Annotated in this window: 21 protein-coding genes; 7 read left to right on the forward strand and 14 right to left on the reverse strand. The window is 68.2% G+C overall.

Annotated features, from left to right (window positions below):
* Positions 1-106 precede the first annotated feature (106 nt).
* Entirely contained in the window at positions 107-2,143 is a 2,037-nt protein-coding gene (locus B0F77_RS32645) for a N,N-dimethylformamidase beta subunit family domain-containing protein (RefSeq protein ID WP_086666871.1), read from the forward strand.
* On the opposite strand, the gene B0F77_RS32650 is transcribed toward B0F77_RS32645, so the two are convergent.
* The 4 genes from B0F77_RS32650 to B0F77_RS32665 all read right to left on the reverse strand — a co-directional run bounded on the left by B0F77_RS32650 (position 2,140) and on the right by B0F77_RS32665 (position 6,158).
* Positions 2,140-2,784, reverse strand: coding sequence for an acyltransferase (locus B0F77_RS32650; protein ID WP_086666872.1), 645 nt, complete (start codon positions 2,782-2,784; stop codon positions 2,140-2,142). The genes B0F77_RS32645 and B0F77_RS32650 overlap by 4 nt on opposite strands.
* The gene (locus B0F77_RS32655) at positions 2,784-3,983 is read right to left on the reverse strand and encodes a glycosyltransferase family 4 protein (protein WP_086666873.1); all 1,200 of its coding nucleotides are present in this window, start codon (positions 3,981-3,983) and stop codon (positions 2,784-2,786) included. Before B0F77_RS32655 ends, B0F77_RS32650 begins: the two co-directional genes overlap by 1 nt.
* Positions 3,984-4,053: 70 nt before the next feature.
* Positions 4,054-4,995 (reverse strand): NAD-dependent epimerase/dehydratase family protein, encoded by a 942-nt coding sequence (locus tag B0F77_RS32660; protein WP_086666874.1) that lies wholly within the window; start codon positions 4,993-4,995, stop codon positions 4,054-4,056.
* A gap of 32 nt (positions 4,996-5,027) precedes the next feature.
* Positions 5,028-6,158 carry a DegT/DnrJ/EryC1/StrS family aminotransferase gene (locus B0F77_RS32665; protein WP_086666875.1) on the reverse strand — a complete coding sequence of 377 codons (1,131 nt, stop codon included), beginning with the start codon at positions 6,156-6,158 and terminating at the stop codon, positions 5,028-5,030.
* Positions 6,159-6,370: 212 nt separating this feature from the next.
* On the opposite strand from B0F77_RS32665, the gene lhgO reads away from it, so the two are divergent.
* Complete coding sequence (gene lhgO, locus B0F77_RS32670) at positions 6,371-7,564, forward strand: L-2-hydroxyglutarate oxidase (RefSeq protein ID WP_086666876.1); 1,194 nt, start codon at positions 6,371-6,373, stop codon at positions 7,562-7,564.
* Here the strand turns inward: lhgO and B0F77_RS32675 are convergent.
* Both B0F77_RS32675 and serS read right to left on the reverse strand, forming a co-directional pair.
* Entirely contained in the window at positions 7,552-8,706 is a 1,155-nt protein-coding gene (locus tag B0F77_RS32675; protein WP_086666877.1) for an acyltransferase family protein, read from the reverse strand. The two genes, lhgO and B0F77_RS32675, sit on opposite strands and share 13 nt — an antisense overlap.
* A gap of 141 nt (positions 8,707-8,847) precedes the next feature.
* The gene (gene serS, locus B0F77_RS32680; protein ID WP_086666878.1) at positions 8,848-10,098 is read right to left on the reverse strand and encodes a serine--tRNA ligase; all 1,251 of its coding nucleotides are present in this window, start codon (positions 10,096-10,098) and stop codon (positions 8,848-8,850) included.
* A 54-nt stretch (positions 10,099-10,152) separates the two neighbouring features.
* On the opposite strand from serS, the gene B0F77_RS32685 reads away from it, so the two are divergent.
* Positions 10,153-10,623 carry a hypothetical protein gene (locus B0F77_RS32685; RefSeq protein WP_086666879.1) on the forward strand — a complete coding sequence of 157 codons (471 nt, stop codon included), beginning with the start codon at positions 10,153-10,155 and terminating at the stop codon, positions 10,621-10,623.
* Between the two features lie 46 nt (positions 10,624-10,669).
* Here B0F77_RS32685 and B0F77_RS32690 read toward each other — a convergent pair whose 3' ends face one another.
* The 3 genes from B0F77_RS32690 to B0F77_RS32700 are packed head-to-tail and all read right to left on the reverse strand — an operon-like array spanning position 10,670 to position 12,964.
* Positions 10,670-11,125, reverse strand: coding sequence for a DUF350 domain-containing protein (locus B0F77_RS32690; RefSeq protein WP_086666880.1), 456 nt, complete (start codon positions 11,123-11,125; stop codon positions 10,670-10,672).
* Positions 11,126-11,146: 21 nt separating this feature from the next.
* On the reverse strand, positions 11,147-12,310 hold the full coding sequence (locus B0F77_RS32695) for a glutathionylspermidine synthase family protein (protein WP_086666881.1): 1,164 nt from the start codon (positions 12,308-12,310) through the stop codon (positions 11,147-11,149).
* A gap of 6 nt (positions 12,311-12,316) precedes the next feature.
* The gene (locus B0F77_RS32700) at positions 12,317-12,964 is read right to left on the reverse strand and encodes a hypothetical protein (protein ID WP_245848941.1); all 648 of its coding nucleotides are present in this window, start codon (positions 12,962-12,964) and stop codon (positions 12,317-12,319) included.
* 191 nt (positions 12,965-13,155) lie between these two features.
* Between B0F77_RS32700 and B0F77_RS32705 the strand changes: the two genes are divergently transcribed.
* Complete coding sequence (locus B0F77_RS32705) at positions 13,156-14,190, forward strand: septum formation family protein (protein WP_158102882.1); 1,035 nt, start codon at positions 13,156-13,158, stop codon at positions 14,188-14,190.
* Positions 14,187-14,537, forward strand: a complete 351-nt coding sequence (locus B0F77_RS32710; protein WP_086666884.1) for a metallopeptidase family protein — start codon at positions 14,187-14,189, stop codon at positions 14,535-14,537. The genes B0F77_RS32705 and B0F77_RS32710 overlap by 4 nt, the downstream gene beginning before the upstream one ends.
* Here B0F77_RS32710 and B0F77_RS32715 read toward each other — a convergent pair.
* Together B0F77_RS32715 and pheA are read right to left on the reverse strand one after the other, a co-directional pair.
* Positions 14,534-15,139, reverse strand: coding sequence for a histidine phosphatase family protein (locus tag B0F77_RS32715; protein WP_086666885.1), 606 nt, complete (start codon positions 15,137-15,139; stop codon positions 14,534-14,536). The two genes, B0F77_RS32710 and B0F77_RS32715, sit on opposite strands and share 4 nt — an antisense overlap.
* Entirely contained in the window at positions 15,136-16,026 is an 891-nt protein-coding gene (pheA, locus tag B0F77_RS32720) for a prephenate dehydratase (protein WP_086666886.1), read from the reverse strand. The genes B0F77_RS32715 and pheA overlap by 4 nt, the downstream gene beginning before the upstream one ends.
* Positions 16,027-16,173: 147 nt before the next feature.
* Between pheA and B0F77_RS32725 the strand changes: the two genes are divergently transcribed.
* Positions 16,174-16,692, forward strand: a complete 519-nt coding sequence (locus B0F77_RS32725; protein ID WP_086666895.1) for a macro domain-containing protein — start codon at positions 16,174-16,176, stop codon at positions 16,690-16,692.
* Between the two features lie 46 nt (positions 16,693-16,738).
* Here B0F77_RS32725 and B0F77_RS32730 read toward each other — a convergent pair whose 3' ends face one another.
* Positions 16,739-17,176, reverse strand: coding sequence for a GNAT family N-acetyltransferase (locus B0F77_RS32730; protein WP_245848943.1), 438 nt, complete (start codon positions 17,174-17,176; stop codon positions 16,739-16,741).
* Between the two features lie 118 nt (positions 17,177-17,294).
* Between B0F77_RS32730 and B0F77_RS32735 the strand changes: the two genes are divergently transcribed.
* Positions 17,295-17,912, forward strand: coding sequence for a response regulator (locus B0F77_RS32735; protein ID WP_269814368.1), 618 nt, complete (start codon positions 17,295-17,297; stop codon positions 17,910-17,912).
* Here B0F77_RS32735 and B0F77_RS32740 read toward each other — a convergent pair.
* Together B0F77_RS32740 and B0F77_RS32745 are read right to left on the reverse strand one after the other, a co-directional pair.
* Positions 17,890-18,996 carry a GAF domain-containing sensor histidine kinase gene (locus B0F77_RS32740; protein ID WP_086666889.1) on the reverse strand — a complete coding sequence of 369 codons (1,107 nt, stop codon included), beginning with the start codon at positions 18,994-18,996 and terminating at the stop codon, positions 17,890-17,892. The two genes, B0F77_RS32735 and B0F77_RS32740, sit on opposite strands and share 23 nt — an antisense overlap.
* Positions 18,997-19,001: 5 nt before the next feature.
* Positions 19,002-19,416 (reverse strand): ATP-binding cassette domain-containing protein (locus B0F77_RS32745; RefSeq protein ID WP_143467006.1); only part of this gene is annotated, 415 nt, incomplete at its 5' end.

Below are 19,416 nucleotides of genomic sequence, written 5' to 3' on the forward strand. Positions count from 1 at the left end.
CCGGATACGTTTGCATCACGACGCGAAAATCCGGCAAACGTCGCGCCACTCCCCGACGACTCGCCAGTACCAGGTCACGAGCCTGGGCGGACTCATAGGGGGACTCATGGCATACGACCAGCACCAGCGGTTCGTGCAATTCGTTCCTGGGGGGAACGGAGTCATCTACGCGATTCAAGCGGACGGACTGCTGCTGCGTTACGAGCATTCGGGCTGGCTGACCGGAACGCCGACGTGGGCCAACGGCGCGGGGGCGCAGATCGGCAACGGCTTCCAGCAGTTCCGCACCGTCTTCGCCGCGGCGGACGGCCAGATCTTCGGCGTCACCGCGAGCGGTGACCTCCGCTGGTACAAGCACCTCGGCGGCGGGGCCTGGCACGTGAACAGCGGCTCGACCATCCGCACCGGCCTGCAGGTCTACCCGCGGATCTTCGGTGGCTGGAACGGCGTCTTCTACGCCGTCGACACCAACGGCAAGCTGCGGTGGTTCAAGTACCTGGCCGGCGACGGCACCAACTCGTGGCACACCAACAGCGGCAACATCATCAGCAACAACAGCTGGAAGCCGTTCTACGAGCTGTGGGCCGACCCGAACGGCGTCATCTACGGCATCCACACGGGCAGCAACGTGCTGCAATGGTGGCGCTACACGTCCGGTGACGGCACGAACGGCACGTGGGTGAACGGCGGCAACGCCTACTCGATCGGCAGCGGCTGGTCCGACGACACCCAGAAGACCTGGCTCTCCAACGGTTCCGGCACCCACTACGTGGTGTGGCTGGACGGCGCCACCACGCCGGGTTTCGACGACAAGCTGATGTGGTTCCGGCTGTTGAACTCCGAGACGATCAGCGGCAACTTCACGGGCCAGTGGGTCAACGGCGGAGCGCCGCTGCAGGTCGGCTCCGGGTTCACCATCGAGAAGACCGCGTCGCTGCAGGGCTACGCCACCGACACCAGCCCGCGACCCACCTATCCGCAGGGGTTCGCGGTGTCGAGCAGCTTCACGACGGTCGAGGCGACGATCGAACGCCTCGCCGTGCCGGGCCAGACGTCCGGCACCGTCGTGTGGGGCCCGCAGTCGGTGGCCGGCAGCCTCCAGTACGTGCCGGGTGACTACCGGTCGGGCGGCTGCGACTGGGCCACGACGTTCTCGCTGACCATCCCGGCGACCTGGAAGTCCGGCGCGTACGTGTGCCGGCTGCGCGGCCTGCTCAACGGCACCCCGCACCTGCGCTACGAGATTCCGTTCGCCGTGAAGCCCCCGGCGCCGACGGCGAAGCTCGCGGTGCTCCTGCCGACGAACACCTACAACGCGTACAACACGTGGGGTGGCCACAACAACTACACGACCGTCGGCCAGGGCGGTGTGCAGCGCGTCTGCACGTCGTTCCGTCCCAACAACGCCGTGTGGACCGACGACCGTGCGGTCCTGAGCCACACCTACTACTCGGACCTGCTGTTGCTGCGGTGGATGGTGCAGAACAACATCGAGTTCGACCTCTACCAGGACGGTGACCTGAACGCCGACGGCACGTGGCTGGGTCAGTACAAGGCCCTCGTCATCGGCAGCCACTCCGAGTACTGGTCGCAGCTCATGAAGGACAGGGTCAACACCTACCTGTCCAACGGCGGCCGGGTCGTGAACACCGGCGGCAACACCTTGTTCGCGCGCATCTCCTGGAACGCGGGCGGCGACGCCGTCGTCTTCCGCGCCGCCAACGGCTCGCAGACCGACAACTGGTACGCCAACCTCGGCCAGCCCACCCGCGACGTGCTCGGCGCCGACTGGGACGACTCGGAGTTCCTGACCTGGGGCGCGTACGAGACGCTGCTGCCCGCGCACCCGTTCCTCGCGGGCACCAGCCTCTCGCTGGGCAGCACGTTCGGTGCCGTGTCGTACAACATCTCCGGCAGCGGCTGGGAGACCGACCGCTGCCCGACTCCGCCGAAGCCGGGCACGGAGATCATCGCCGTGGGGAACAACAGCGGCGGCCCCAACGGCGGTCACATGTTCAAGTGGACGCGGTCCGGCGGTGGCTGGGTGTTCAGCACCGGCTCGATCTCGTTCAACGGGACGCTCGCCGTGGACGCGGTGGCGTCGAAGATCCTGCTGAACGTGATGACCGCGGCGGCTCTTTAGGCCTCTGCGTCTTCCTCGGCCTTCGCGAACTCGCCGGCGGGCGCGCCCCAGAGGACTTCCTCACCGCGCGCCTCGGCGAGTTCACGACGGCGCTTGTTCTCCGCGCGCACCCGCTCGATCTCGGCGTCGATGTACTCCTGCTCGTAGCGCTGGAACACCCGTGCGGGGTTGCCGGCGACGAGCGAACGCGCGGGCACGTCCTTGGCCACCACGGACAGCGGCTGCACGGTGGCGAAGTCGCCGATGGTCACGCCCGGCATGATCACGCTGTTGCCGCCGATGAAGCAGCCCTTGCCGATGCGGACCGGCTTGCGCTCGATCAGGTCGCTGCCGGAGTGGTTCTCCAGTGCCATGTTCGCGAGCCAGCTGGAGTGCGTGAAGATCAGGCAGTTGAGGCCGATCGACGTGTGCTCGCCGATCTCCATGCCACCGGAGGCGTCCAGCACGGCGCCCTCGCCGATCCAGCAGTGGTCGCCCATCTTCAGCTGGTCGGGGCTGATCACCTTGGCGCGCTCGCGAATGCGCGTGGTGGCGGGAAGACCGTAGAGCGCGGCGCGCTCGGAGTCGTTCATGTACTGCCCGACGAGGTCGGTGAGGATGTGCTTGCGGAGGCGGTTGCTCCGCTCGTCGTCGAAGAACATCAGCGCGTACCTGCCGGGGTCGGAGCGGTCATCATGTCGAACACGGCGAGGTGCTTGTCCGTCACCACGTCGAGCGTGAAGTCGCCGAGCACCACGTCCCGCTGCCTGGCGGCGATCCGTTCCCGTTCGTCCGGGTCGTCCAGCAACCGGATCAGCATCGCTGCCAGTCCGGCCGGATCGTCTGGCCGGACCAGCAGCGCGTTGTCCCAGTTGCGCAGCTCGACCCAGGGGAAGTTCGTCTCGCGCACGGCGCAGACGGTGGCCTTGCCCGCCGCCATCGCCTCCAGACTCGCAGTGCCACACCCTATGCCCTGCAGATCGTGGGCGACGACATCGGCCTCCGCCAGGTAGGACGGCACCTGACCCTTCGCCACCGGCCCGGTGGCCACGAAGACGTCCCGCACGCCCAGCTCCTCCGCGAGTTTGAGGAACCTGTCGTAGTAGATGTGACCCACCACCAGCACCTTGACCTTCGGGTGCTTCTCCAACACCGCGGGCATGGCCCTGACCAGCGCCAACCGGTTGCGTAGCGGGATGACGTGGCCGAGCGAGACGATCAGCGGCGCCGCGCAGAGCCGGTAGCGGTCGCGCACGTCGAACGTCGGCAGCGCGGTGATCTCACGAGGGTCGATGGCGACCGGGATGTGGTCGAACTCTCTCTCGGAAGCGCCGTAGCGTTGCGCACAGTAGCTCTCCGCCATCTCGTCCATGATCACGAACCGTGGCTGGTACAGCCGCAGGATCGGGCGGACCAGGAAGCGGTCTAGCAGCCTGAACAGGATCGAGTACAGCCGCAGCGTGCTTTCCAGTCGCGTGTGGACGGACAGCAGCGCGGGAACCCGGCGCCTGCGCGAGTACCAGCCGGTGAGCCAGCTCAGGTCGAGGAACTGGCCGTGCTGGTGGATGACGTCCGGCTGGAACTCGTCCAGCAGCCGGAACACGCGGCGCAGGTTGGACGGCCGGGCGGTGAAGGTGATGTCGAAGTCGATCGACAGACCCAGTTTGGGCATCTTGAACGCGGGCAACCTGTGCACGCGGTACCCGTTGATCTCTTCCTCGGCCGGAGCGTCGCGGTAGGCCGCGGTCAGCACGATGACCTCGTGCCCGCGTTCGACGAACTTCTCGGCCAGCGATTCCGCGAGGTGCGCGCTCCCTCCCACGCGCGGTGGGAAGAAGTTGTTCACGACAGCGATGCGCACCTGGGCAGCTCCAATCCGATTGGCGTGGACGCGGCCGGGTTGCCGCGCCCACGCTGTTCGGTGCCGAGCGTCAGCTGGTGGCGCTGAGCTTCACCAGCTCGGTCATGCCGTCCTCGACGGTGATGGTCGGCTCCCAGCCGAGCACCTCCTTGGCGCGGGTGATGTCCGCGGCCCGGCGAGAGACGAGCACGTCACGCGGGTTGAACTGCGGCTCGACGTCCACGCCGACCGCGTTGATCAGAATCTTGGCCAGCTCGGCGACCGAGGTGTCGATACCCGTTCCGATGTTGACCGGAACATTGTCCTTCTCCGACTCGAGCGCCGCGACGACGGAACGAGCGATGTCGGTGACGTGGATGAAGTCCATCGACTGCTCGCCCTTGCCGTCGATGACCGGCGGCAGGCCCTGGCGGAGGCGGTTGACGAAGTGGTTGATCACCGAGGTGTAGTACGCGGTGGTCTTCTGGCCGGGGCCGTAGACGTTGAAGAAGCGCAGGCCGACCCAGGACAGGCCCTTGGTCCGTTCGTAGAAGCCGAGCAGGTCCTCACCGGAGCGCTTGGCGATGCAGTACGGGGTGAGCGGCGAGAGCTCGTCGTCCTCGTGCATCGGCAGCTTCTTCGGGTCGCCGTACACCGAGGCGGACGACGCGAACACGAGCCGGCGCACACCCTGGTCCGCGGCGGCCGCGAACACGTTGTGGTTGCCGACCATGTTGATGTCGACGCTCTCGTACGGGTCCGCGACGCTCTTGTTGATGGAGACGGCGGCGAGGTGGATGACGCTCTCGCAGCCCTTCATCGCGTTCTGCACCGCACCGCCGTAGCGGACGTCCTGGTCGATGAGCTCGACGTTGCCCGTCGCCACCAGCTGGCCGACCGCGTCACGGTCGCCGCGGAACATGTTGTCGAAGATGCGAACCTTGTAGTCACGCTCGAGCAGCATCGGGATGACGTGCATACCGATGAAGCCCGCGCCACCCGTGACGAAAACGGTGCGCTGGGACGAGGACATGCGGAGACTCCTGTGCGTTTGCTCGGGGTGGTTTAGCGGACGGTGCTGAGCACTTCGCGGAGCGTCTTGGCGACTCGCTCCACCTCATCGTCGGTCAGGTTGGCGTGCATCGGGATCGCCAGGTGACGACGGAACAGATCAGCCGAGACCGGGCACGGCGTCGACTGGCCGTACACGGGCTGGACGTGCGAGGCGTACGTGCCGAAGTTGCACTGCACGCCGTTCTCCCGCAGGCCCTTCGCCACGGCGCCGCGGTCGATGCCCGCGTCGAGCGTGATGACGTAGGACTGCCACGGGTGGACCCTGTCCTCGAGCGCGACCGGCAGGGTCACGCCCTCGAGGTCGCCGAGCAGCGCCTCGTAGGACTTCGCCACGCGGGCGCGGTTCGCGAGCAGCGTGGGCAGGCGGTCGAGCTGGGCGAGCATGATGCCGGCCATCACGTCCGACATGCGGTAGTTGTAGCCCGCCACGTCGAACGACGGCACCGGCAGGTCGTTCGAGGCTTCGCGGGCGAGCGCGGGCTCGATGCCGTAGGTGTGCATCTTGCGGGCCTTGGCTGCCCACTCGGCGTTGTTGGTGGTGAAGGCACCGCCCTCACCGGCCGTGATGCCCTTGCGGCCGTGGAAGCTGAAGGTCGCGGCGTCGGCGAGGCTGCCGGCCGGGCGGCCCTTGTAGCTCGCACCCGCGGAGCAGGCGCCGTCCTCGATCAGGAACAGGCCGTGCTTGTCCGCGATCGCGCGCAGCTCGTCGTAGTCGGCCGGCTGGCCGAAGACGTCGACGGCGAGGATGCCTACGGTGCGCGGGGTGATGGCGGCCTCGACCGCGGCCGGGTCGACGCTCCAGATGTCCGGGCGGACGTCCGCGAAGACGGGCTTGGCACCGGTCCACATGACCGAGTGACCCGTGGCCGGGAAGGTGTAATCGCCGACGATGACCTCGTCACCCGACTTGACCCCCGCCACTTCGAGCGACAGGTGCAGCGACGCCCCGCAGTTGTTGGTCGCCAGCACGTGGTCGACACCGGCGACCTCGCTGAAGCGCTCCTCGAACTTCTTGCAGGTCGGACCGGCACCGGAGAGCCAACCGGACTCGAAGACCGCAGCGACCGCCGCGAGCTCTTCATCGCCCACCGTCGGCTGACCCAAAGCAATGCTGTCGGACATACCTCTCCCTGGCTGGATGGGCCCGAGTGTATAGGTGCTGGAGAGGATCATCGCCTATGGGCCGTTACTGTCCTCAGTGCCGCGACCGGCGGCCTTTGCCCCGTATTCGGTGTCCAGACGGGTGCATCACGCCCTGCTGGGCGCCGGAAGACTCGGCAAAGGCGGCCGGTCGCGGGACTGACACGAACGGACCCGGAAGACGAGGATTTGACGTGCGACACATCGCGGTGATCGGCGGTGGCATCGTCGGTTTGGCGGTCGCCAACGAGCTGGCGGGACGCGGCCATCAGGTGACCGTGCTGGAGAAGGAATCCCACTGGGCGGCGCACCAGACGGGCCACAACAGCAACGTCGTGCACGCTGGTCTGTACTACAAGCCGGGTTCGTTCAAGGCGCGGATGTCCGTGGCCGGCAACGCTTCCATTGTGGACTTCGCCAAGGAGCACGGCGTTCCCTACGAGGTCTGCGGCAAGCTCGTCGTGGCCACCTCCGAGGACGAGATCCCGCGGCTGAACGTGCTCGCCGAGCGCGCGGAGGCCAACGGCGTCCCGGCCCGGATGATCTCCGCCGCCGAGGCCCGCGAGTACGAGCCCGAGGTCGCGACCGTCGCCGCGCTGCGCGTCGAGACCACCGGCATCATCGACTTCCCCGCCGTGTGCCGCGCGCTGGTGAAGCTGCTCCACGCACACGGCGCTGACCTGCGGCTCAACAGCCCGGTGCTGGGCATCCGCTCGTCGCCGGTCGGCGCGGGTGTGGAATTGGCCACTCCGCAGGGGATCGTGCGCGCCGACGCGCTGGTGAACTGTGCCGGACTCCACAGCGACCGCATCGCGCGGATGGCCGGTTTGAACCCGTCCGCGACGATCGTCCCGTTCCGCGGCGAGTACTTCGAGCTCACGCCGGAGCGCCGCGGCCTGGTGCGGGGCCTCATCTACCCGGTGCCGGACCCCACGCTGCCGTTCCTCGGCGTCCACCTGACCCGGATGCTCGACGGCAGTGTCCACGCCGGACCGAACGCGGTGCTCGCGCTGCGCCGCGAGGGTTACAAGTGGTCGCAGTTCTCGGCCACCGACCTGTTCGAGGTCGCGAAGTTCCCCGGCACCTGGCGGTTGGCGAGGAAGTTCGCCCGCACCGGTGCCGAGGAGGTGCTGCGTTCGTTCTCCCGCAAGCGTTTCGCCGCTTCGCTCGCCCGGCTCGTGCCGGCCGTGCAGGAGCAGGACCTCGTGCGCGCGGAGGCCGGTGTGCGGGCGCAGGCGATGCTGCCCGACGGTTCGCTGGTCGACGACTTCCTGTTCGAGACGGCGGCGCGTCAGGTGCACGTGCTGAACACGCCGTCGCCCGCGGCCACCTCGTCGCTGGAGATCGCCAAGCACGTGGCCGACCAGGCCGAGTCTCAGCTCGACTGAGCCGCTCGTTCCAGGTCCCGGTCGAGCTGCTGGAGTTCGACCGGGACCTTCGGCTCGATCAGGTACTTCACCCGCAGCCGCAGGAACGGCGACTCGATGCCGTGATAGGTCACCAGCGCCACCGCGATCGAGACCGGCAGGAACAGCGCCGCGACGGTGACCAGCGCGCTCGCCATCGCGCCGATGCCGGGAATCTCGATCCACCAGCGGTTGCTCACCAGCACGCCCGCGATCACCAGGTGCAGCAGGTAGAGCGAGAAGCTCAGCTCACCGATCTTCGTGACCGTGCGCGCGACGATGTTCGTCGCCCGGACCGTCGCCACGTACGTGAGGACGACGAACGCCCACATGCCGCCCTCGACGTCGACCCAGATCAGGCGCCACCAGCCGTGGTTGAAGAACCCGTGCACCTGGTTGAACGCCCACAGCGCCGCGACGACGATCACCGCGCTGGCGCCGATCTTCCACCAGCCGCGGAAGTGGTCCGCGTACCTGAGGTAGAGCCACGCGGCGATCATGCCGATCAGGAACTGGTCGATCCTGCCGACGAGGTTGTAGTAGAGGATCGAGTCCGGGTTCGGCGCCTTCGTGACGAACCAGACCAGTGCCCTGATCACCGCGATCGCGGCGCACAGGCGCAGGAACGTCGGCAGCCCGAACCGCGTCAGCAGCTTGTTGAGCAGCGGGAACAGCAGATAGAACTGCATCTCCACGGCGACCGCCCACAGCGCGCCCGAGGAGATGTCGCCGAGCACCAGCGCGCCGGGCAGGTTGCCGAGGCCGAGCACGGTCTGCAGGAACGGCAGGAAGCCGAACGCGCCGGGGTTGGCCGCGAGCGCGACCAGCACGATCACCAGGAACAGCGGGTAGATCCGCAGCAGCCGGTTGGCCATGAACCGCGGGTAAGAGACGTCCCGGCCGATCGTGCCGACGGCGAAGATGAACCCGCTGAGCACCATGAACAGCGTGACGCCGGTGTGCCCCTCGAAGATCACCGTGGCGGCCGGGTTGGCGGAGTACAGCCAGTCCTTGCCGAACTCGAACGGCCGGTCGTGCGCGATCCAGGTGCCGAAGATCTGCGTGCCGTGGAAGAAGATGACGAGCAACACCGCGTACGCGCGGAGCTGGTCCACGGAGGCCATGTACGGCCTGTTACTGCTGCGCACTTCCGTCCCCCACGCTTGGCAAGCACGCAGAGTACCTGTGGCTGCCAAGTGCCTTCACCTGATCGATGAACCAGGCGCACGTTCGTGAAGAACTGCACGCCTGGTCATCGAACGTGGCTAGCGGGGCTTCAGCACGTCCGTTCCCATGAACGGGCGCATCGCCTCCGGAACCACCACGGAGCCGTCGGCCTGCTGGTGGTTCTCCAGGATCGCGACGATCCACCGGGTCGTGGCCAGCGTGCCGTTGAGCGTGGCGGCGATCTGCGACTTGCCGTTCTCGTCCCGGTAGCGCACGTTGAGCCGGCGCGCCTGGAACGTGGTGCAGTTCGACGTCGAGGTGAGCTCGCGGTACTTCTGCTGGGTCGGCACCCACGCCTCGCAGTCGAACTTGCGGTGCGCCGACATGCCGAGGTCGCCGGTCGCCGTGTCGATGACGCGGTACGGCACCTCGATCTTGGCGAGCATCTCCTCCTCCCAGCCGAGCAGCCGGGCGTGCTCCGCCTCGGCGTCTTCTGGCTTGACGTAGGAGAACATCTCGACCTTGTTGAACTGGTGCACGCGGATGATGCCGCGGGTGTCCTTGCCGTACGAGCCGGCCTCGCGCCGGTAGCACGACGACCAGCCCGCGTACCGCTTCTCGCCGTCGAGGATCTCGTCGGCGTGGTAGCCCGCCAGCGGCACCTCGGACGTGCCGACGAGGTACAGGTCGTCGTCGGGCAGGTGGTAGATCTCGCTCGAGTGCGCACCGAGGAACCCGGTGCCCGCCATGATCTCCGGCCGCACCAGCGTGGGCGTGATCATGAGGTCGAACCCGTTGGCCGTGGCCTGCGCCGCCGCCATGTTGAGCAGCGCGAGCTCCAGCTGCGCGCCGACGCCCTTGAGGAAGTAGAACCGGCTGCCACCGACCTTGGCGCCGCGCTCCATGTCGATCGCGCCGAGCCTGGTGCCCAGGTCGAGGTGGTCGAGCGGCTCGAAGTCGAACTGCCGCGGCTCGCCGACCGTCTTGACGACCACGAAGTCGTCCTCGCCACCGACCGGTGCGTCCGGGTGCACCAGGTTCGGAATCTTGGCCAGCAGTTCGGTGACCAGCTCGCTGGTGGCGTTCTGCTCGGCCTCGGCGGCCTTGACCTCGGCGGCCAGGTCCTTCGCCTTGGTGAGCAGCGCTGCGCGCTCGTCGCCCTTGGCCTTGCCGACTTCCTTGCCGAGCACCTTCTGCTCACCGCGCAGGGTGTCCGCGCGGGAGATCGCGCTGCGGCGCCGCTCGTCAGCGGACAGCAGGGAGTCGACGACGCCCTCGTCCTCGCCGCGAGCGCGCTGCGAAGCGCGCACGATCTCCGGGTTTTCGCGCAACACCTTGAGGTCAATCACCCTTTAAAGGGTAGACCTGCGGTTCATCCGAATTCTGGCCGGGGAGGGGACGCGGTGCAGAACGACTTCCTGCCGGATCAGAACGGAGCGGAGCGGGCCAGGAAGCTCCCGGCGGAGGCCTGGGCGGTCGCGATGATCGTTGGCGGTGTCGCGCTGCTGGCCATCGCCATCAGCTATCTGCCGACCGCCATCAGGCTCGACTCCAACCAGGCCGTGCCCGGCACCTACGTCGTCGAGGGCTCCGTGTCCTGCAACCGCGGCGGCCACGTCTGCCGCAGCCACACCGGCAGCTTCACCAGCGATGACGGCACGGTCGTCCGCACCGGAGCAGGCCTGCGAGGGATTCCGAAGGCGGCACAGCCCGGGTACCGCGTCCGCGCGGTCGACGTCGGCGAGCCGGGAATGGTGTTCACCTCAGTCGGCGACGGCGGCTGGCCGTTCACGGGGCTGATCGCCTTCGGTGGGCCGGGTGTGCTGCTGTTCGGCTTCGGGTGGTGGCGGCTGTGGCGCTGGTGGAAAAGCTGAGGGACCCGGCGCCTGAGCACCGGGTCCCTTCGGCCGAACCCTGCGGCTAGCTGATGGCGACGGCGACCACGAGACCGAGCGCCACGTGCGCCGACGCGACGACCACGGAGGCCGGCGCGAACTGGTCCGACTCGATGATCGAGCCGATGTCCAGCCTGGTCACCCACTCCAGCAGACGCACGGCGGCGACCTGCACGATGATGCCGACCAGGCCGTAGATCAACGCGGACAGCAGGCCCTCGTCGAGCTTGCCGACCGAGCTGGTGATGGCGATGACGACGATGAACGCCATCGAGAGGAGGCCGGAGGCGGTCACGATGACCGCGTTCGGGGCGCCGTTGCGGACGAGGGCGGACAGCTTGCCCGGCGTCGTCCAGTCGATGGCGTAGAAGCCGAACACCATGAGGACGAGACCGACGACGGCGTACAGCGCGATCGCGCCGATGTTCCGACCCAAGGTCGCGCCGAAGCCGGGATCCAACGCGAGCAGCGTGGTCGTCATGTGCTGTTCCCTTTCGGAGTCTTACTCGACAATTCGATGCGGCACGAACGCCGCGCCATCGTCGGTCACGAGACCGACTGTTTCCCGGATGCCGAGGCCGGCCGACGTGTCGCCGACGACCCAGGCGCCCAACGCGGGGCGGTAGCCGTCGAATTCCGGAAGCGGATCGAACAGCTGGTACACGAACCCTTCTTTGCCGTACACGCCACCGGTCTGCGTTTCGTAACCAGGGGCGACGATCTGGATGTTCGACCCCTCACGGCCGAGCAGCGGCTTGCGCACGTACTCGGTGAGCATGCCGGGGTCGTTCAGGTAGGCCGGGAGCAGGTTGGGGTGGCCGGGGTACATCTCCCACAGGATCGCGAGCAGCGCCTTGTTGGAGAGCAGCATCTTCCACAGCGGCTCGACCCACAGCGTGCCGGGCAGCGACTCGACGGCGTGGCGGCCGAACTGCTCCTCGACCACCCACTCCCACGGGTAGAGCTTGATCACCGTGTTCATCGGGGACTCTTCGAGGTCGACGAACCGGTTGAGCAGCGTGTCCCAGCCGATGTCCTCGATCGCGAGGCCCACGGTGTTCAGCCCCGCCTCGGCGGCCGTCTCCTGCAGGTAGGCCACGGTGAGGTGGTCCTCGCCGGACGGGTCGGCGCCGGACCAGCTGAAGTGCACCTCGCTGGACGGCAGCTTCGAACCCACCTCGGTCCACCGCTCGACCAGCTGTTCGTGCAGCGAGTTCCACTGGTCGCCGTCCGGGAACACGTCGGTCTTCCAGTGCCACTGGATGATCGCGGCTTCCAGCAGCGACGTCGGCGTGTCGGCGTTGTACTCGAGCATCTTCGCCGGCCCGGACCCGTCGTAGCGCAGGTCGAAACGGCCGTAGACGTGCGGGTCGCGGCGCCGCCAGGACTCGGCGATGTGCGGCCACACCCACTCGGGGATGCCGAAGTCGCGGTACCGCTCGGTGAGGACCACGTTGTCCACCGCGTCGAGGCACATGGAGTGGAGCAGCTCGACGTCGGCTTCGAGCGAGAGGATCTCGCTCATCTCGAACACGTAGTGGACCGACTCGTCCCAGTACGGACGGTCGGAACCGTTCGCGTACTTCGCGGGCAGGCCGAACACCAACCCCTGGTCCGAGACCGTGCGCTGCCAGTTCGGCCGCGGTTGCGAGGTTTCACGACGCAACTCGGATCAGCCTCCGCTGCTCGACGATCCGCTGCTGACGCCGAAGCCGCCGCGTTGGACCGACGTGCCCGACTTGGTCGTGACGTTCGCGCCCTTGGGGACCGTGTAGCTGCCGCCGACCGCCTTCTGGCCGACCACGCCGGAGCCACCGTAGTTGTAGCGGTACGAGCTGCCGCCGATGTAGATGAAGCCGCCGCTGCTGTACCCGCCGTGGCTGCGGTAGTAGCTGTCGGAGCAGTAGTCGTCGTCGACGATGACGTTGTTCTGGTCCGTGCACTGCGCGGTGACGTTCTTCGGGCTGGCGGCCGCGTACCAGATCGCGACCAGCGCGACCACGCCCACGGTGACACCGCCACCGATGAGCCAGCGCTTGCGCGTCTTGCGGCGTTTCTCGAACGCGGCGGACTCGGCGGCGAACCGCTCCTGCTGCGCCTTCAACGCGGCAGCGCGGGCGCGCTGCTCGGCGACCGTCGCCTGGCGCGGCTTCGTCACGCCGGCCTGCTGCTCGCGCATGCTGCCCTTGCCCTTGACGGGCGCGTTCGGCTGCGGAGCCGGCTGGTACGGCGGCGGCTGTTGAGGTTGGCCGGCCGGTCCCGACGGCTGCCCTGGCTGGGGCGTCGGCTGGCCAGGTCCTGGCAGGTTGTTGTCAGTCATCACCACTCCCGCGGGCAAGGTACCTAGCGAGGCGGCTGAAACACGGCCGATTCAGTGACGAGTGTCCTAATAGCAACACTCCACCAACCCGGCGCACAGCCGCCTCACACGGCACGGGCATCATGGATGAGATGTCTCCGAGCGCCGGTTGGTTGAGTCGATCTGGTCACATCCGCGACACGCGGCTTGTGATGGTCGGCGCTTTCGTGGGCGCGTTCGGCTTGTTGATGTTGTCCGCGTTCACCTCGGTGCTGGCCGGCGGCCCGCTCTCGCTCAAGCGCGAACAGGTCAACGCGGCCTACCAGGCAGCCCCCGGCGAGTGCCTGAACTGGGGAAAGGCCGATCTGTCCGACGCGCAGAAGGTTGACTGCTCGACGGCCCACAAGTTCGAGGTCACCAGCACGGCGGACATCACCGCGGCCTACCCGAAACAAGCGCCGTTCCCGCAGCCGGACGCCTGGGAGAAAATCGCCCAGGACAACTGCGCGCAGGCCGCCACCACCTACATGGGCGGCAAGCTCGACCCGGACGGCAAGTACGGCATCAGCACGCTGAACCCCGACGAGAAGCGCTGGTCCGGCGGCTACCGCGAGATCCGCTGCGGCCTGCAGGTCACCGCACCCTCCGGCGCCGCCCTGCCGTCGTTCGGCAGCGCCAAGTCCCAGGACCAGTCGAACGTGTACGACCCCGGCGTGTGCGTCGCGCTCGGCGAGAAGAACACGGTCGGCGACCCGATCGAGTGCGCCAAGCCGCACGCGTTCGAGATCGTCGGCGTCGTGCAGCACCCCGAGGGGCCGTTCCTCCCGACGGAAGCGCAGGACGCCGCGATGGTGGAGAAGTGCGCGGCGATCGCCGCCGAGTACACCGGCGGCGCGGACCTGAAGGCCAAGGGCCTGCTGATCACCTGGGACACCCGCTCCGAGAAGAGCTGGGCCGTCGGCTCCCGCAAGGCCAACTGCAAGGTCGGCGCCCCTCCCCAGGGCGAGAACCTGGTGGCCTGGGAGGGCACCGTCCGCAACCCCAACGGCGCCCCGCTGACCACCTCGAACCCGCCGCAGACCACCTCGGTCAGGCCGCAGGACGAACCGACCGGCGCCCCGCTGCACTCCGAGACCGGCCAGCCGCCTTCGGAGTCCGGCAAGCCCTCCGACTCCGGCAAGCCCGACAAGCCCGACAAGCCCTCGTCCAGCGCGCCCACCACCACGACCGCGGCGGAGAACCGATGACCGTCGAGATGACCAGGGCTCGCTTCGACGAGCTGGTCGAAGAGGCGCTGGACCTGGTCCCGCCCGACTTCATGCACGCGATGAACAACGTCGTGGTGCTCGTCGAGGACCGCAACCCCGACGAGCCGTCACTGCTCGGGCTCTACCAGGGCATCGCGCTGACCGAGCGCAACACCGACTACGGCGGCGCGCTGCCCGACCACATCTTCATCTACCGCGAGGCGATCCTCGACATCTGCGACACCGAGGACGACGTCGTGGAAGAAGTGATCATCACCGTGGTGCACGAGATCGCGCACCACTTCGGGGTGGACGACGCCAAGCTGCACGAACTCGGCTGGGGTTAGGCCACCTCGACGCCGGCCCAGGAGCGGCACACCCAGCCGTCGCCCTCGATCTCCAGCACCACGACACCGGTGTTCGGCAGCAGGTTCTCCGCCAACTCGACCGGCACGTTCGACGCCAGCGCCAGCGCGCCCATCCGGCCCGCACCGCCGTGCGTCACGACCATGACCGTGCCGTCCTGGTGAATCGACCGGATCGACTCGATGGCGGCGAGGAACCGGTCCAGCACCTGCTGCCCGCTCTCACCGCCGTCGGGGAATGCGACGTCCAAAGCCCCTTCCGCCCACCTGATCACCGTCTCCAGGTAGGTCTTGTAGGCCTCGGTGTCGTTGCGGCCTTCGAGCGAACCGACCTGGATCTCGTGAATGCCCGCCAGGATCTGCACGGGCAGGCCGAAGCGTTCGGCGGTGGGCGCGGCCGTCTGCTGGGCGCGCAGGCCGATGCTGGCGTAGACGGCCACCAGGCCTTCCGCGCCGAGGGTGTCGGCGAGCTCGCGGGCCTGCTTGTGGCCCAGCTCGGTGAGCGGGGGACCCGGCATGGCCGTGTCCAGTTTGCGTTCGATGTTCGACGCCGTCTCACCGTGCCTGACCAGCAGCAACCTCACCCGCGCTCGCCCTTTCTGACAGCATCGACCCAAGCGGCGGCTGCGGCGAACTCGTCGTTGTGAGCCTCGACGGGCTCGTGGTCGGCCTTCGGGAAGGACCCGAGGAACCGGATCTCGCGCGAGTGTCGGTGCAGCGCGGCCAGCGCGTCACCGATCCTCGGTTCTGCGATGTGCCCCTCGACGTCGATGTAGAAGCGGTACGTGCCCAGTTTGCCCTTTTGGGGACGCGATTCGAGGCCGGTGAGATTGATGCCACGCAACGCGAGCTCGGTGAGCAGCTCGGACAGCACGCCCACGCGGTTCGGGGTGGTCACGACGACGCTGGTGCGGTCTGCTCCGGTCGGCTCAGGCAACTGACCCGGTTGGGCCAGCAGCAGGAACCGCGTGCGCGCGTCGGGCACGTCCAGAACGTCCACCGCGAACTCTTCCAGCGCGTAGTGCTGCACGGCCACCGGAGCGGTCACGGCGGCGTCGAACTCGCCGCGCTCCACGGCGGCAGCGGCAGCGGCGGTGGACGAGGTGGCGATCGACGTGACACCGGGCAGTTCCGCCGCGATCCACTCGCGGACCTGAGCCAGCGCGTGCGGGTGGGAGGCGATCGTGCCGATCGACGTCGTGCCCGGCCGGACGAGGACGCTGAACCGGACGTCCAGCACGGTCTCGGCCACCGCGACGACCGGCTCGTCCCGCACGAGCGCGTCCAGGGTCGCGGGCACGGCGCCCTCGACGGAGTTCTCGATCGGCACGCACGCGAACTCGGTCTCGCCCTTGCGCAGCGCGGCGATGGCGAGCGGGATGGTCTCGACCGGGACGAGCTCGCCCTCGAAGCGGAGCGCTGCCTGCTCGGTGAAGGTCCCCTGTGGTCCGAAGTACGCAATGCGCGGCATCAGGTCAGCGTAGTGCGGCGATCAGAGGCGCAAATCACGCCTGTGTCAGCGGCCAAACCTGGGTTCCGTCAGGACCGTTCGAACTGGAATGCTTGAGGCGTGCCCGCTCTAGCGCCTGAACTCGTGTTGTGCGCGGTCGACGAACCGATGGCGAACGCCTGGCTCGCTGTCGCGGTCGGACGCGCCGGAGTGCGGGTGCATCGCGGGTCCGTGCTGGACATCCACGCGCAGGCCATCGTCAGCCCGGCCAACTCCCAGGGCTGGATGCGCGGCGGCATCGACGCCGTCTACGCCACGGCGTTCCCCGAGGTCGAGACCAACGTCCGCAGCGCGGTCCTCACGCTGCACGGCGGTGAGCTCCCGGTGGGCGAGGCGCAGATCGTGGCGACCGGCGAGACCGAGCCGGCGTGGCTCATCAGCGCGCCGACCATGCGCCGGCCCGGCGAGCGGCTGCCGGTCGACACCGTCCACCCGTACCTGGCCGCGCGGGCGGTCCTGCGGCTGTGGCTCGAAGGACGCCTGGAGGACGGCACGCCAGTGCGCGACGCCGTCCACACCATCGCGATGCCGGGGCTCGGCACCGGGGTGGGAGGCGTCGCGCCGTCCACATGTGCGCATCAGGTCGCCGCCGCGTGGGACGAGGCCTTCAACCCGCTGCACGTGTAAGAGGGTTGTGCACAACCCTGTGGACAGAGTTGTGGATGCTTGTGGACTACTGGCGTGGAGCGACCCATCGTTCCAGGTCCAGCTCATCTGTGATGGGGATGCCGAAATCCCCAACCGCGGGGATCTCCGGCTTGAGCTTGCGGGCTTCGCGCACGGCGTCGGGTCTCAACGCCGACAGCTTGAAGCCGCGCCGCTGGTAGAAGCGGATCGCGTCCAGGTTGTCGTTGGTGGTCGTCAGGCGCACCCGAGTGCAACCGAGTGTGCGCGCCTGGCGAACCGCGGCGTCGACCAGCGCGGTGCCGACGCCGCGGCCCCGCCGAAGCGCGTCGACCGTGACGATCTCCAGCTGGTGGTTCGCCACCGCGTAGGTCAGCAGACCCAGCACGTGACCCTGCTTCTCCACGAGGAAGCCCGGCAGACTCGCCGGGAAGAACACCTCGCCGTGCGCGACGGCGGTGTGCGCTCCCCATAGCTCTAGGACCAATCGGGCGACAACTATGCGATCTGCTTCCTCGATCGGCCTTACCGAGCCTTCTGCCATGACAAGAACTGTGCCAATCCGAGTCACACTCAGGAACAGCCATTCGACGTACGGTGGATTCGTGCCAGTGCGAGTTTTGTTGGTTGACGATCACGAAGTAGTGCGCAGAGGACTGCGCGAGATGCTCGACGACGAGGCGGACATCTCGGTCATAGCCGAGGCCGGTTCCGTCGACGAGGCGGTGACACGGGCTCAGAAGACTCCGCCCGATGTGGCCGTCGTGGACGTTCAACTACCGGACGGCAGTGGTGTGGACCTCTGCAGGTCACTGCGGGACCTGGGCATTCGTTGCCTCGTGCTGACTGCATTCGACGACGAAGAGGCTCTCGTGGGCGCGATCATGGCTGGTGCGTCTGGCTACCTCCTCAAGCAGGTTCGGGGACAGGACGTCGTCACGGCCGTGCGCGAGGTCGCAGCTGGACGGTCCCTTCTGGACCCCGCGACCACAAGCCGAGTACTCGAACGGATGCGCAACCCGGCCCCGGTTGGCCTCACCGACCAGGAACAGCGCGTGCTCGAACTCATCGGTGAGGGCCTGACGAACCGCCAAATCGGTGAACGGCTCTTCCTCGCGGAGAAGACCGTGAAGAACTACGTGACGTCAGTGCTCGCCAAACTCGGCATGGAACGGCGGACGCAAGCCGCCGCATGGGTGGCTAAACGGGGACGGACCAGGTGAGCGTCGTCCCGTTCGGCGAACTCACGACGCGGAAATCGCCGCTCGCCGACTTCGCCCGTTCCGCGAGATGCCGCAATCCGCGCTGAGTCACGCCCGACGGGATGCCACACCCGTTGTCCGCGACGCGCAGCAGCAGATGCTTCTCGTCTCGCCGTACGTCGATCTGGACGTGTGTCGCGCCTGAGTGCCGCACGACGTTCGACAACGCCTCTCGCAGCGCCGCCCGTGCGTCGTCGGCGTGCTTGCGCGGCACGTTCGCCAGGTCGCCGGCCACGTGCAGGCGCGGGGCGAACCCGAGCAGCTCGCCGGCCGTGCGGACCTCGGCCTTGATCGAGTCGTGCAGGTCGGCGGTGTCGGCCGGGTCGGTGTTGCGCAGCGCGCGGACGGTCGCGCGCACCTCGGCGATCGTCTCGTCGACGAGCTCGACGGCCTCCTCGATCCGGGCGCGCTGGCCCGCGTCGAGCTTCTTGCCCAGCCGTCGTTCCAGCAGGCTGAGCTGCACTCCGGCGCCGTAGAGCCGCTGGATGATCACGTCGTGCAGATCGCGGGCGATCCGTTCGCGCTCCTCGTAGACCGCGACGCGCTGCCGTGCCGTGAAGCCCTCCGACAACACGACGGCGAGACCCGCCTGGGCCGCGAACGCCGTCAGCACGTCCACCGTCTCCTGCGTGAACGGCGGTTTGTCCCGCCGCCGGTACACGGCCAAAGCACCGATCTTGCGGTCAGAGGTGCCGAACGGCGCCACCGCGAACGGCCCATAGCCGCGCAACGCCGGTGGCACGTACGGGGCCGTGCGCGGGTCGTTCGTGACGTCGTCGGCCATCACCGGGACCCCGGTGCGCGCGGCCTTCGCCGCAGCGCTGCGCGGGCTGAGCGTGGCGACGACCGGTTCGCCGCTGGACGCCTCGACGGTGAGCGTGCCGTCGTCATCGTCGGTGGCGAGCATGGCGAGCCCGAGGTCGGCGTCCGCGATCTCCGCGGCCGCCTCCACCACGAGCCGCAGCACGTTCTCCGGGTCTTCCAGCGCCGCCGACGTGATCTCGGTGGACGCGACGAGCACGCGCCGCGCCAGGGAGGGGTCCATGGTCCTCAACGGTATGCGGGCGCGCCGAGGTTCAGCACGAGGTCTGCCCGCGCGGCCTCATCGGGCCGGTGGGTGATGTGCAAGATCGTCCTGCGGTCGGCGCGGAGCTGCTCCAGCAGCTTGCGCGCGGTCGGTTCGTCGAGGTGTGCGGTGGGTTCGTCGAGCAGCACCACGTCGGCGTCGTGCAGCAACGCCCTGGCGAGCGCGAGCCGTTGCGCCTCGCCGCCCGACACCTGGTCGGGCCGGATCACGGTGTCGAGCCGGTCCACCCACTCCGGCAGGCACGCCAGCCGCAGCGCTTCCTTCAGCCGCTCGTCGTCGTGCGGCCCCGACATCCGCAGGTTCTCCCGCACGGTCGTGCTGACCAGCATCGGCTCCTGCGGGCACCAGGTCGCCGACGGCAGCTCCACGATGCCGCGC

Origin of the sequence: Lentzea kentuckyensis (genome assembly GCF_002150765.1) — a bacterium.
Taxonomy (GTDB): Bacteria; Actinomycetota; Actinomycetes; order Mycobacteriales; family Pseudonocardiaceae; genus Lentzea; species Lentzea kentuckyensis.

Coding starts and splice junctions, on each gene's coding strand:
- B0F77_RS32650 (WP_086666872.1), bottom strand. CDS start 2,784: ATGTTCTTCGACGACGAGCGGAGCAACCGCCTCCGCAAGCACATCCTC.
- B0F77_RS32690 (WP_086666880.1), bottom strand. CDS start 11,125: ATGACGACCACGCTGCTCGCGTTGGATCCCGGCTTCGGCGCGACCTTG.
- B0F77_RS32675 (WP_086666877.1), bottom strand. CDS start 8,706: ATGGCCTCCGTGGACCAGCTCCGCGCGTACGCGGTGTTGCTCGTCATC.
- B0F77_RS32665 (WP_086666875.1), bottom strand. CDS start 6,158: ATGTCCGACAGCATTGCTTTGGGTCAGCCGACGGTGGGCGATGAAGAG.
- B0F77_RS32710 (WP_086666884.1), top strand. CDS start 14,187: ATGACCGTCGAGATGACCAGGGCTCGCTTCGACGAGCTGGTCGAAGAG.
- pheA (WP_086666886.1), bottom strand. CDS start 16,026: ATGCCGCGCATTGCGTACTTCGGACCACAGGGGACCTTCACCGAGCAG.
- B0F77_RS32660 (WP_086666874.1), bottom strand. CDS start 4,995: ATGTCCTCGTCCCAGCGCACCGTTTTCGTCACGGGTGGCGCGGGCTTC.
- B0F77_RS32740 (WP_086666889.1), bottom strand. CDS start 18,996: ATGGACCCCTCCCTGGCGCGGCGCGTGCTCGTCGCGTCCACCGAGATC.
- B0F77_RS32725 (WP_086666895.1), top strand. CDS start 16,174: ATGGCGAACGCCTGGCTCGCTGTCGCGGTCGGACGCGCCGGAGTGCGG.
- B0F77_RS32705 (WP_158102882.1), top strand. CDS start 13,156: ATGGTCGGCGCTTTCGTGGGCGCGTTCGGCTTGTTGATGTTGTCCGCG.
- B0F77_RS32645 (WP_086666871.1), top strand. CDS start 107: ATGGCATACGACCAGCACCAGCGGTTCGTGCAATTCGTTCCTGGGGGG.
- B0F77_RS32700 (WP_245848941.1), bottom strand. CDS start 12,964: ATGACTGACAACAACCTGCCAGGACCTGGCCAGCCGACGCCCCAGCCA.